Source organism: Bradyrhizobium sp. SZCCHNRI1009, assembly GCF_032487575.1.
Lineage (GTDB): Bacteria > Pseudomonadota > Alphaproteobacteria > Rhizobiales > Xanthobacteraceae > Bradyrhizobium.
In genome coordinates this window covers 1-12,978 of sequence record NZ_JAUEUL010000009.1, presented here as the reverse complement: position 1 = coordinate 12,978, position 12,978 = coordinate 1, and the positions used below count along the sequence as shown (strand labels likewise).

Below are 12,978 nucleotides of genomic sequence, written 5' to 3'. Positions count from 1 at the left end.
CACGATCAAGGACTCGATACCGAGCACCCCGATCACGAAGCTTCCGGCGTTTCACCGGAGGTTGAACGCGACACAACCGGCAGTAAGGATTAGCCTTCAGCCCTTCGTACATACGAGGAATGGTCAGGTCGCGCAAGCGAAGCGTCGCGGAACCGCAACAATCGGTGGCCTTTAACGAAAATGACAAAATTTGGCGATTAACCCCTGGGATTGGTTGCGGTAAGACGATCCCGCGGAGGCATCGATTTGGCAGTTGGCCGGGCGAATTACCTTTCCTTGCTGGGATGCGCGTCACTGTGCGTCACGCAAATGTTATGCGCGGCCGCCATTCCGGCCCGCGCCCAGAGCGGGCCGGTCGGCCAGGTTCCGCCTGCCGTAGTCGGGCCCGGGTTCCCGATCGCCACCGATGCACGGGTCGCCGGCGATTCCCGACAGACCCGATTCGTGCTCGATCTCGACCGGACGGTGCCGTTTCGAGCCTTCCTGCTCAGCGAACCCTATCGCGTCGTCGTCGACCTGCCCCAGGTCAGCTTTCATCTGCCCACGGGAGCCGGGACGAGCGGCCGTGGTCTGGTGAAGGCGTTCCGCTATGGGATGGTGATGCCCGGTGGATCCCGCATCGTCTTCGATCTCACCGGCCCGGCCCGAATCGCCAACTCCACGGTGCTGGATGCCGCCAACGGCCAGCCGCCGCGGCTGGTGCTCGAACTGGAGGAGGTCGACGAGGCGACTTTCGCCCGCGCCGTCGGCAGCGACAGCCGGGCCAGGCCTGCCGATTCGGGTTCCGCGACGGCGTCCGTCGCGGTCGCAGGGACCCCCGCGCCGGCAGTCCGGCCGCCGCCGACGACGGTCGCCATCGCCACCCCTCCGACCGATGGCCCGCCGGACACCCGGCCCGTGGTCGTGATCGACCCCGGTCATGGAGGAATCGACTACGGCACCCAGGGCGGCGAGGTGCCGGAGAAGAATCTGGTGCTCGCCTTCGGCCAGGCGCTGCGCGACCGGCTCGAACGGTCGGGCAAGTTCCGCGTGGTCATGACCCGCGACGACGACACCTTCATCCCGCTTGGAGACCGAGTCCGCATCGCCCAGAAGCAATCGGCGGCTCTGTTCGTCTCCATCCACGCCGACGCGCTGCCGCGGGGTGAGGGCACTGCGCAGGGCGCGACTATCTACACGCTGTCGGACAAGGCGTCCGACGTCGAGGCGGAACGGCTGGCCGAGACCGAGAACCGCGCCGACCAGATCGGCGGGGTCAATCTGACCGAGGAGCCGGCTGACGTCGCCGACATCCTGATCGATCTGGCCCGCCGGGAAACACGCACGTTTTCCAACAGGTTCGCCCGTGTGCTGATGAACGACATGAAGACGGCGGTGCATATGCATAAGCGCCCGCTGAAATCGGCCGGTTTCCGCGTGCTCAAGGCGCCCGACGTGCCATCCGTGCTGGTCGAACTCGGCTATGTCTCCAATAAGGGCGATATGGGGAACCTGGTCTCCGACGCATGGCGGTCGCGCACGGCGGACGCAATGGCGCGGGCGATCGATGCCTTTCTGGCCAAGCGCATTGCCAATGCGGGCCCCGAGAGGCCGGACAAGCCGATGGCGGTCCGCGCAAAGCCCTAGTTTGGCCACAGCAACATCCGTATAAACGTGCTGCGAGGCACCCGGAATCAGTGAGGATTCCTTCTCGGCAGACTTGTGATAGGCTTGACCGCTGATAGGCTTGACCGTGCGTTTCTCTGGCATGGGTCACGCGGCATTGCAGCCGACCGTGTGATTTTTGGCGGTAGCGCCTGTGGGTGCGCCGCGTCCGAGCCGAGAGACGAAACAAGAGTTGGAACGGATATTCGCCGATGCGCTTTCTGGTGCGGTTTTTGGGCTTCCTGTTCGCGGCCGGTACCGTCTTGTTCCTGGTCGGTGTGGCAGCAGCGGCCGGCCTGATCTGGCATTTTTCCAAGGATCTGCCTGACTACTCCCAGCTGCAGGATTATGAGCCGCCGGTGATGACGCGCGTGCACGCGGTCGACGGCTCGCTGGTCGGTGAATATGCCCGGGAGCGCCGGCTGTACCTGCCGATCCAGGCGGTTCCCAAGCTCGTGATCAACGCCTTCCTCGCCGCCGAGGACAAGAACTTCTACGAGCATGGCGGCATCGATTTCACCGGCATGGCGCGCGCTGCCGTGGTCTACGCCCAGAACTTCGGCTCGAATCGCCGTCCGCAGGGCGCCTCCACCATCACCCAGCAGGTCGCCAAGAACTTCCTGTTGACCAACGAAGTGTCGTTCGCCCGCAAGATCAAGGAAGCGCTGCTGGCGATGCGCATCGAGCGCACCTACTCGAAGGACAAGATTCTCGAGCTCTATCTCAACGAGATCTATCTCGGCTCCGGCGCCTACGGCATCGCCGCGGCGTCGCTGGTCTATTTCGACAAGTCGGTCAACGAACTGACGGTGGCCGAGGCCGCCTATCTGGCGGCTCTGCCGAAGATGCCGGGCAGCCTGCATCCGATCCGGAACCGCGACCGTGCCATCGAGCGCCGCAACTACGTCGTCGATCGTCTGCTCGAGAACGGCTGGATCAAGCAGGCCGACGCCGACAAGGCGCGCAAGGATCCGCTGACGATCGCGAGCCGCAACACCGGCGCCCACATCTTCGCGGGTGAATATTTCGCCGAGGAAGTGCGCCGTGACATCTTCGAGCGCTATGGCGAGAAGAAGCTCTACGAGGGCGGCCTGTCGGTCCGGACGACGCTCGATCCGAAGATCCAGGTCATGGCGCGCAAGGCCATGGTCGCCGGACTCGTGAGGTACGACCAGGAGCAGGGCTATCGCGGAGCCGTCTCCAAGCTCGACACGTCGGGTGATTGGGGTGTGAAGCTCGCCGATATCAAGTCGCTCTCCGACATCTCGCCCTGGCGGATGGCCGTAGTGCTCGAGACCAGTGACCAGTCCGCCCGCATCGGCTTCCAGCCGCCGCGCGAACTCGGCGGCGCCGTCAGCAAGGAACGCCAGACCGGCCTGATCACGCTTGACGGCGTGAAATGGGCGCGGGCTGCGACGGCCAACGGCCGCGGCAAGGTGCCGACGTCGGTCGCCCAGGTGCTGCAGCCGGGCGACGTGATCTATGCCGATCCGCTGTACAAGGAAGGCAATCCGGTCGAAGGCCAGTATCGCCTCGAGCAACTGCCCGAAGTGTCCGGCGCGATGGTTGCCATGGACCCGAACACCGGCCGTGTGCTCGCGATGGTCGGCGGCTTCTCCTTCGACCAGAGCCAGTTCAACCGCGCAACGCAGGCCTACCGGCAGCCCGGATCGTCATTCAAGCCGATCGTCTATTCTTCGGCGCTCGACAACGGCTATACGCCGTCGACCCAGGTCGTCGACGCACCGATCGAGATCGACCAGGGGCAGGGCGGGCAGGTCTGGCGCCCCGACAACTTCTCCAACGGGAAATATCTCGGGCCCACGACCTTGCGCAACGCGCTGCGTCTGTCGCTGAACACGGTGACCGTGCGTCTCGCGCAGGACGTCGGCATGCCGCTGATTTCCGAATACGCCAAGCGGTTCGGAGTCTATGACGAGCTGCCGAATTACTTGTCCTACGCCCTCGGCGCCGGCGAAACCACGGCCATGCGCATGGTCACCGCCTATTCGATGATCGCCAATGGCGGCCGTCGGGTGAAGCCGACCTTGATCGACCGCATCCAGGACCGCTACGGCCACACCATCTTCAAGCATGATGCCCGGGAGTGCCGCGGCTGCGACGCCCCGGACGGCTGGAAGAACCAGAGCGAGCCGCAGCTGGTCGACCGCCGGGAGCAGGTTCTGGATACGATGACGGCCTACCAGATCACCTCGATGCTCGAGGGCGTGGTGCAGGCGGGCACGGCGACCGTGCTGAAGGAGGTCGGCAAGCCGATCGCCGGCAAGACCGGCACCACCAACGAGGCCAAGGACGCATGGTTCGTCGGCTTCTCGCCCGACCTCGCCGTCGCGATCTACATGGGTTACGACAAGCCGCGGCCGCTCGGTCGGGGTAACGCTGCGACCGGCGGTCATCTGGCCGCACCGATCGCAAAAGACTTCATGAAGCTCGCGCTGGCCGACAAGCCGGCCACGCCCTTCAAGATCCCGGCCGGCATCAAGCTGGTCCGTGTCGATGCCAAGACGGGCATGCGCGCAAGCCCTGGCGACGGCGGCCGCACGATCATGGAAGCATTCAAGCCGGGTACGGCGCCGCCGGACAACTACTCCGTCATCGGTGTCGCCGACGCCGATGGACGCGTGATGCCGTCGCAGAGCGGCGGCCAGCCTGATGCTGGCAGCTTCATCATCCGTCCAGGCACGGGAAGCCTCTATTAGGCTATTGGGCCGGCTGAAACTGATGCCGTTGCGGCGCGGAGCGATTGCGCTTTGCGCCGAGCGCCGTTACATCCCCCTGTGAGAGACGATGCTGCGGCGCTTGGAGCCGTGGCCTGAAGAGAGCGACATGCGCGCGGAAATCGAGAAAATCGTAGAAGAGATCAAGCAGTCGGTCGGGCTGCTGAGGAGGCATCTTTGACGTCGAGACATCGACGGCAAGGCTGGCCGAGCTGAATAAGCTCGCCGAAGACCCCAATCTCTGGAACGACCCCCAAAAAGCTCAGCGGCTGATGCAGGAGCGGACCTCGCTGGAGGACTCGCTCACCGGCATCGGCAAGGTCGAGCGTGAGCTCAGCGACAACATCGAGATGATCGAGCTTGGCGAGGCCGAGAACGATCCCGGCGTCGTCACTGAAGCCGAGAATGCGTTGAAGGAGCTGAAGAAGGAGGTCGCGCGGCGCGAGCTCGAGGCGCTCCTGTCCGGCGAGGCCGACAAGTTCGACACCTATCTCGAGGTCCATGCCGGCGCCGGCGGCACCGAGAGCCAGGACTGGGCGCAGATGCTGCTGCGCATGTACACGCGCTGGGCCGAGACCCACGGCTTCAAGGTCGAGTATCTCGAGGAATCACTGGGTGAAGAGGCCGGTATCAAGTCCGCGACCATCCAGATCTCCGGGCACAACGCTTATGGCTGGCTGAAGACGGAGGCCGGCGTGCATCGCCTGGTCCGGATCTCGCCGTTCGATTCGAATGCGCGGCGCCACACCTCGTTCTCTTCGGTGCAGATCTTCCCGGTCATCGATGACAGCATCAAGATCGACATCAAGGAGTCCGACGTCCGTGTCGACACGATGCGGTCGGGCGGCGCCGGCGGCCAGCACGTCAACAAGACCGAATCGGCGGTGCGGCTGACGCACATCCCGACCGGTGTCGCGGTGGTCTGCCAGGCCGGCCGCTCACAGCACAAGAACCGGGCCCAGGCCTGGGACATGTTGCGCGCGCGGCTCTACGAGATCGAGCTGAAGAAGCGCGAGGAGAAGGCGGCGGCGGATCAGGCGGCCAAGACCGAGATCGGCTGGGGCCACCAGATCCGCTCCTACGTGCTGCAGCCCTATCAGATGGTGAAGGATCTGCGCACCGGCGTGCAGACGTCGGACACCGCAGGCGTGCTCGACGGCGATCTCGACGAGTTCATGGCCGCGACCCTGGCACAGCGCGCGTTCGGCACGACGCCGGGCGCCGCAATCGAGGACGTGGATTGAGCGCGGCGCGCGTTGCCTTCATCGGGCTCGGGCGGATGGGCCACGGCATGGCCGGTCGCTATCTCGATGCCGGCTATTCCGTGGCGGTCTGGAATCGCAACAAGGCAAAGGCCGAGGATCTGATCGCGCGCGGCGCGCGCTGGTCGACCTCGCCGGCCGATGCGGCGATCGATGCCGTCGCCGTCGTCACCATGGTTGCGGATGACGACGCCTCGCGCGCGGTGTGGCTCGGGCCGGATGGCGCCGCCGCCACCATGCGGGTCGGCACGATTGCGATCGAATGTTCGACCGTATCGCGTGATCATACGCTGCGCCTGTCGCGCGAGCTGAATGCGCGCGGCGTGACATATCTCGACTGTCCGGTGACCGGGCTGCCCGACGCGGCCGCAAGCGGCAAGCTGACCCTGCTGATCGGCGCCGACGCCGCCGATCTCGACCGCGCCCGGCCCTATCTGGCGCCGATCGGCTCGACCATTCGCCATTTCGGACCGGTGGGCACCGGGACCGTCTACAAGCTGATCAACAACCTGCTTGGCGCGATGCAGATCGCGGGTCTCGCCGAAGGGCTCGCGATCGCCGAGCAGGCCGGGCTCGACATGAATCTCGTGCTCGAGGCGATCCAGGGCGGCGTCGCGGCGAGCCCGCAGGTGCTGCGCCACGCCCCGCGCATGGTCGCGCGCAACTTCGCCGACGCGAGCTTCACCGCAGCACTCCGTCACAAGGATGCAGCCTATGCGCTGCAGCTCGCCGAGGAACTGCTCGGTGAGCGCCCCGTCATGGCACAGGCGGCCGTCGACGCCTATGCGCGGGCGAAGGCGGCGATGCCGGATGAGGACGAAGGCCGCATGATCGAGCTGGTCTCGCGGCCGAGGTCCATGCCGTAGACACACCAACGGAAAGCGGGTGGACGGCGCGAGGCTTCGCCTGCAAGGCTCGCGCAGATGAAACAGCGGTTTGCGGCGATGACATCCCAGAACGAGAGCATGGACGCGCGGGACTGGTCGCTGCTCGGCCTGCTCTCGCTGCTGTGGAGCGGATCGTTCATCTTCAACGGCCTCGCCTTGAAGGAATTGCCGCCGCTGACGCTGGTGCTGCTGCGCATCGTGCTGGCGGCTGCGATTCTGCTGCCGGTGGCGCGCCTGCGCGGGCTCGGTTTTCCCAGGGGGATTGTCGGTTGGCTGCCGTTCCTCGCCGTGGCGCTGTTCAACAATGTCGTGCCGTTCTGCTTGATCGTGATCGGCCAGACGTTCATCACCTCCGGTCTTGCCGCGGTGCTCAACGCGACCACGCCGCTGTTCACCATCGTGGTAATGGCTGCCGCGGGGGATGAAAGGCTGTCGGTCCGGCGGGCTGCGGGCCTGATCGTGGGCCTCGTCGGCGTCGTGATCCTGCGAGGCGGATCGGGGCTCGGCGGCTCGGCAGGCGGCTACGGCATTCTGTTCGGTCTTGGCGCATCGCTCAGCTACGGCATCGCCGCACTGCTGGTGCGCCGCCATCTCGCCCAATCGCCGCCGCTCGCGACCGCCACCTTCCAGTTCTCGGCTTCGAGCGTGATGATGCTGGTCATCGCCGGCGCGGTCGACCAGCCCTGGCGTCTCCCGCTTCCCGGGCTGCAGACGTGGCTCGCGGTCATCGGCCTTGCGGCGCTGTCGACGGCATTCGCCTATATCGTGTTCTTCCAGATCCTGCGCCGCTCCGGGGCGACCAACGTGATGCTGGTGACCTTGTTGATCCCGTTGACGACGATCCTGCTCGGGTCGCTGGTGCTCGGCGAAAGCATCTCGTTGCGGGAGATCAGCGGTGCGCTGGTGATCGGGAGTGCGCTGCTGGTGATCGATGGTCGCATCCTCAGTGTCATTCGCCTTTCACCGCGACCGTCCTGCTGAACCGTTCACGATCACTTCGTGCCGAACATCCGATCGCCGGCATCGCCGAGACCGGGCACGATGTAGGCGTGGTCATTCAGCTTCTCGTCGATCGCTGCGGTCCAGATCGGGATGTCCGGATGCTCCTTCTCGAACTTGGCGATGCCTTCTGGTGCCGCCAGCAGGCAGACGAAACGGATGTCGCGGGCGCCGCGCGTCTTGAGCAGCTCGGCAGCCGCGCAGGCGGAGTTGCCGGTCGCGAGCATCGGGTCCATCAGGATCACGGTGCGGTCGCTCAGATCCTGGGGCGCCTTGAAGTAGTACTCGACGGCCTGCAGCGTGTTGGGATCGCGGTAGAGCCCGATATGGGCGATGCGCGCGGACGGCATCAGCGCCAGCATGCCGTCGAGGAAGCCGACGCCGGCGCGCAGGATCGGCGCCAGGGTGAGCTTCTTGCCGGCGATCTTCGGCGCCTTCATCGGGGCGATCGGCGTTTCGATGTCGACGAGCTCGAGCGGCAGGTCGCGCGTGACCTCATAGGCCAGCAGCATGCCGATCTCGTTCAACAGCTCGCGGAAGCCCTTGGTCGAGCGGTCACGCTCGCGCATCAAGGAGAGCTTGTGCTGGACCAGCGGGTGATCGACGACGTGAACGCTCGTGTTTGCCATGCTTCAAGTCCAGCGGGATCAGAGATTGTGTCGGAGATGGATACGCGCCTGGCTCATGGCAGCACCTCGCGGCGGTCGGCGAGCATCGCCTCGGCCTGGCTGCGGCGCTCGGAGAGGAGCCCGGCGCTGGCGTCCTGGATCAGGTTGAGCAGCACCTGCGCATCGCTGAGCCGCGGCACGGTCACATAGTCGGCGCCGGCATCGTAGAGGTCGTTGACGTCGGCGAGCAGGTCGGCGGTCGCGACGATCTTGGCCGTTGCATTGATGCTGCGCACGTGGCGCACCAGCTTCTCGTTGTTGGCGCCCTTGAGCAGCGAGTCCGGGATGCTCAGGATGATCAACTCGGCCTGGCCGACCCCCGCGTGAATCAGCGTGTCGACATTGCTGATGTCGCCATAGGTCACCTGGATACCGCGATCGGACAGGGTGCGGAAGACCACCGGGTTGAAATCGACCACGCCGATCTGTTCCAGCAGCGCCGGCTCGTTGCGCTCGATCTCGCTCAGCAGGGCGCTGGCCGTGCGGAAGAAACCGAGGAGAACGATCGGCCGTCCGGCGCCGTGCCCGCCCTCATGGCCGGCCTCGCCGTCCTTGCTCGAATCGAGGTCGCGCAGCCCGAGCCGCTTGAGCAGCGGGATGCTTCGCCGCGCGATCGGGTCAGAGCGGACGATGACGAAGGTCGAGAGCACCGCGAGCAGCACGAAGGCAAAGGACGCCGCGCTCGACGTGCCGTTCTTGAGGTGCCCGGCGGCGGCCCCGGTCTGGATCACGACCAGCGAGAATTCGCTGATCTGGGCGAGGTTGAGTGCCGGCAGCAGGCTGGCGCGCAGGCCCTGCCGCATCATGTAGAGCGGCGTGAACGTCGTCAGCAGCCGGCTCGCCACCGTGAACAGCGCGATCACCAGAGCCAGTCCGACCACGGACAGTGTCGGGATCGGGATGGTCATGCCGAGCGCGACGAAGAACAGCGTGATGAAGAAATCGCGCAGGGTCGTGACCTTGGCGGTGACGTCGAGCGCGTAGGGGAAGGTCGACAGCGAGACGCCCGCAACCAGCGAGCCCATCTCGCGCGACAGGTGCAGCCTTTCCGCGATCTCGCCGATCAGGAAGCACCAGGCCAGCGCGCCGAGCAGGATCAGCTCGGGGGTGCGCGCGATGCGGTGGAACACCGGCGGCAAGACGTAGCGGCTGAGCAACAGGGCGATCGCGACCAGCGTGCCGGCGCGGGCGAAAGACAGCAGGATCACGCTGACATGGAGGTCGTCGAGGCTCGGCTGCACCGCCAGAAACAGGATCGCGAACACGTCCTGCAGAACCAGCACGCCGAGCGTGATGCGGCCGGGCAGGGTGTCGAGCTCGCGCTTCTCGTACAGCACCTTGACGATGATGACGGTCGAGGACAGCGCGCAGGCGACGCAGAGATAGAGCGCGTCGTAGCTCTCGGCGCCCATCCGCATGCCGATCGCGACGAAGAACAGGATGCCGAGCGCGGCGCCGCCGAGCAGCTGGACCCCGCCGGCAATCAGAATCACCGGGCCGGCGCGGATGATCTTCTTGAGGTCGATCTCGAGCCCGATCATGAACAGCATGAAGATCAGGCCGAGTTCCGAGATCACGGAAATCGACTCCTGGGACTTGACCCAGCCGGTGCCGAAGGGGCCAATGGCGAAGCCCGCGACCAGATAAGCGAGAATCGAGGGCTGGCGCCATCTGTGCGCCGCCAGTCCAAGCACCCACGCAAACAGGATGCAGAGCGTGATGTCGCCGATCAGTTCATGCATGAAGCAACCCCCGAGGCGGCAACTTATGTCGGGCCGCCGCGCAAGGAAACCCGCAATCTGTCACATCCGGACCGGCGCATTCGCGCTGCTGCTCATCGCAGCTGTTGCGGCCGGCGCGGCGCAGGCCGCCGACGACGTGACCACCGCTTTCGCGAGCTCGCTGACGCCAGTTCCGGCGGAGCCCGTCACGGTCACGGGCGCCGTCTATGTCCCCGTCTATTCCAGCGTCGCGATGACCCCGGGCCGGGTCCAGGCCGATTTCTCGGTGACGCTGAGCATCCACAACGCCTCCGAGCAGCGGCCGCTGATCGTCCGGCGCATCAACTATTACGACACGGCCGGCACGCTGGTGGAGGCGCATCTGCGCGAGCCCGTCGCCTTGAGGCCGTTCGCGACCGTCGAGATCTTCGTGCCCGTCAAGGACACTCGCGGCGGCACCGGCGCCAATTTCGTCGTCGACTGGGCCGCGACCGGTGAGATCGCCGAGCCCGTCGTCGAGGCGTTGATGGTCGGCGGCATCGGCGCCGGCCACTACGCCTTCATCAGTCAGGGCCGCCCGATCCGGCTGACCGGGCGATGAGAGCGGGGCGGCTCAGGCCGCCCGCACGTTGTCGAGGAATCTGTCGACCTCCTGCCGCAGCCGGTCGCTCTCCTGCGACAGCGACTGCGCCGCCGACAGCACGCTTCCCGACGCGGAGCCGGTCTGCGAGGCGCCGCGCTGGACGTCGACGATGTTGGTGTTGACCTCGGTGGTGCCGCGCGACGCCTCCTGGATGTTGCGCGAGATCTCCTGCGTCGCCGCACCCTGCTGCTCGACGGCGGCGGCGATGGTCGAGGAGATTTCCGACAGCCGCTCGATCGTCGTGCTGATCTCCCGGATCGCCGACACCGATTCCTGCGTGGCCGCCTGGATGCCCGAGATCTGCTGGGCGATCTCCCCGGTCGCCTTCGAGGTCTGCTCGGCGAGCGCCTTGACCTCGGACGCAACCACCGCGAAGCCGCGGCCGGCATCGCCGGCGCGCGCCGCCTCGATGGTGGCGTTCAGCGCCAGCAGGTTGGTCTGGCCTGCGATGGTGTTGATCAGCTCGACCACGTCGCCGATCCGCGCGGCCGCCTTCGACAGCTCGTTGACGCGGTCGTTGGTGGTGCGCGCCTGATCGACGGCGCCGTTGGCGATGCGCGCCGATTCCTGGACTTGCCGGCTGATCTCGGTCACTGACGAGGTCAGCTCCTCGGTGGCCGAGGCGACCGACTGCACGTTCGTGGCGGCCTGCTCGGACGCGGCGGCCACGGTGGTGGCGAGCTCCTGCGAGCGCGTCGCGTTCGAGGTCAGCGTGCCGGCGGACGTCTCGAGCTGGGACGAGGCCGAGGACACCGTCTGCACGATGCCGCCGATCGCGCTTTCGAATTCGCTGGCGAGCTTGTTCATTCCGGCCTTGCGCGTGACCTCGGCCGAGTGCTGCACAGCCTTCACTTCCTCGCTGTTGAAGCGGACGATGGCCTGCACGGTCTGCAGGTTGCGCAGCGCCTCGCCGATCTCGTCGTCGCGCTCTACCGGAATGCGGTTGTCGAGCTTGCCCTGGCTGATGTTCTGCATCGCGTCGTTGAGCACCTTGAGCGGCCGCAGCACCGCGCGGATGCTCTGCAGGCTGAACGTGGCGCCGATTCCGATGCCCGCCAGGATCATCACCGAAATGATCGCGAGCACCACCAGATATTGACTCTCGGCCTCCTCGTAGAGCGCCTTGCCTTCCTTCACCTGGATCTCGACGAGCTTGTCGAGCTCGTGCTTGGCGGCCTCGAACAGATCATGCCCCTTGGTGGCGATATGCTGGCTCGCTTCGTCGAACTTGCCCTGCTCGAGCAGAGCCAGGCCTGGCCTGATGCCTTCCTCCAGATAGGCCTTGCGCCTGATCGCGAAGGCATCGGCGACAATCTTCTCCTCCGGGGTCAGGTAGCTCGCCATGTAGTCGGCCCAGACCTTGGTGATCCTGGCGCTGTTTCCGTCCACCAGCGCCCTGATGCCGTCAATCGGCTTTCCGGCCTTGCCGTTCGCCGCCGCGGACTGTTGCGACGACATGTTCTGCAAGGTGCGATCGTTGATCTCGAACAATTGCGCCAGCGGTATCGTGCGATCCTCGTACAGCGACTTCATGGCGACATTGGTGGAGCGGGTCGAAATCAGGCCGGCTGCGCCGATGATCAACATGAACACGCCCAGCACCGCGGCCAAGGTCGTCAGGCGCGCTTTGAGCGTACCCGTGAACAGCGACAGGCGGTCGAACACCGAGCGGCGGCGGATGATGCCCGCGCTGATGGTGTAGTCCTGCGCCTTGTTCTGGTTGAGAAGCCCGTACACCTTCTCGGCCTCGGCGCGCTGCTCAGCCGGCAGCTTGGTGCGGATCGAGGTGTAGCCGGTGATCTCGCCATTCTCGCGGATGGCCGACGCGGTCGCCTGCACCCAGTAGAAGTCACCGTTCTTGCGGCGGTTCTTGACGGCGCCGGCCCACGGCTTTCCTTGCTTCAGCGTGTCCCAGAGGTTGGCGAAAGCCGCCTCCGGCATGTCGGGATGGCGGATGATGTTGTGCGGCTGGCCCATCAGCTCGTCGGGAGTGAAGCCGGCGGCATCGACGAACTGCTCGTTGAAATAGGTCAGCTTGCCCTTCAGATCGGTGCGCGAGACGATCAGCGTCTCATCGGTGATCGTGTATTCATGGGTCGTGACGGGTAGATTCTTGCGCACGGTATGAACTCCATCTGCCCATTGAATCGGATTCGGAATTTGAACTTCGGACGAACGCGAGAAGGCGGTCCGATCGTTAAATGTTGCGTAAAAGATGGGCACCGTAGGACTACGCGTTGTGCATTGCGATGGTTCGAGAGCCGGATACCGTCTCAAACAATCAGCAATAGAGCATGCGAAATCCCTCGTGACGCACGGGCGTCCGAGCTTTCGGCAGCGAGCCCTCGAGACGAGGGCGCAGGGAATGCCGGGTGAAGGCCTCACCCATGGCCCGCCTGCGAAAAAAATGCAGGCG

9 protein-coding genes are annotated in these 12,978 nt (G+C 65.6%); 6 read left to right on the top strand and 3 right to left on the bottom strand.

Translation table 11 applies throughout. From position 1 onward, the window contains the following. Positions 1 to 309 precede the first annotated feature (309 nt). The 5 genes from QX010_RS17185 (at position 310) to QX010_RS17165 (ending at position 7,512) form a co-directional block, all read left to right on the top strand. Positions 310 to 1,626: an N-acetylmuramoyl-L-alanine amidase gene (locus QX010_RS17185; protein ID WP_316181015.1), complete on the top strand. Its 1,317-nt coding sequence runs from the start codon at positions 310 to 312 to the stop codon at positions 1,624 to 1,626. A 230-nt stretch (positions 1,627 to 1,856) separates the two neighbouring features. Continuing rightward, the gene (locus QX010_RS17180) at positions 1,857 to 4,364 is read left to right on the top strand and encodes a penicillin-binding protein 1A (RefSeq protein WP_315800153.1); all 2,508 of its coding nucleotides are present in this window, start codon (positions 1,857 to 1,859) and stop codon (positions 4,362 to 4,364) included. Between the two features lie 127 nt (positions 4,365 to 4,491). Continuing rightward, positions 4,492 to 5,626, top strand: a protein-coding gene (prfB, locus tag QX010_RS17175; protein WP_315737783.1) for a peptide chain release factor 2 whose coding sequence is annotated in 2 segments (ribosomal slippage) — positions 4,492 to 4,560 and positions 4,562 to 5,626 — 1,134 coding nt in all. Because the reading frame shifts where the segments join, the coding sequence is not laid out codon by codon here. Continuing rightward, a complete protein-coding gene (locus QX010_RS17170) occupies positions 5,623 to 6,510 on the top strand; it encodes an NAD(P)-dependent oxidoreductase (RefSeq protein ID WP_316180749.1) in 888 nt (295 codons plus the stop codon). Before prfB ends, QX010_RS17170 begins: the two co-directional genes overlap by 4 nt. Positions 6,511 to 6,588: 78 nt before the next feature. Next, on the top strand, positions 6,589 to 7,512 hold the full coding sequence (locus tag QX010_RS17165) for a DMT family transporter (protein WP_316180747.1): 924 nt from the start codon (positions 6,589 to 6,591) through the stop codon (positions 7,510 to 7,512). A gap of 11 nt (positions 7,513 to 7,523) precedes the next feature. Here QX010_RS17165 and upp read toward each other — a convergent pair whose 3' ends face one another. Continuing rightward, positions 7,524 to 8,159, bottom strand: a complete 636-nt coding sequence (gene upp / locus QX010_RS17160; protein ID WP_315800151.1) for a uracil phosphoribosyltransferase — start codon at positions 8,157 to 8,159, stop codon at positions 7,524 to 7,526. Between the two features lie 53 nt (positions 8,160 to 8,212). After that, on the bottom strand, positions 8,213 to 9,940 hold the full coding sequence (locus QX010_RS17155) for a cation:proton antiporter (RefSeq protein ID WP_315800150.1): 1,728 nt from the start codon (positions 9,938 to 9,940) through the stop codon (positions 8,213 to 8,215). A gap of 25 nt (positions 9,941 to 9,965) precedes the next feature. Here QX010_RS17155 and QX010_RS17150 point away from each other — a divergent pair, with 25 nt between their 5' ends. Then, positions 9,966 to 10,520, top strand: a complete 555-nt coding sequence (locus QX010_RS17150; protein WP_316180745.1) for a DUF3124 domain-containing protein — start codon at positions 9,966 to 9,968, stop codon at positions 10,518 to 10,520. A 12-nt stretch (positions 10,521 to 10,532) separates the two neighbouring features. On the opposite strand, the gene QX010_RS17145 is transcribed toward QX010_RS17150, so the two are convergent. Further along, positions 10,533 to 12,683, bottom strand: coding sequence for a PAS domain-containing methyl-accepting chemotaxis protein (locus QX010_RS17145; protein WP_316180743.1), 2,151 nt, complete (start codon positions 12,681 to 12,683; stop codon positions 10,533 to 10,535). Positions 12,684 to 12,978 lie beyond the last annotated feature (295 nt).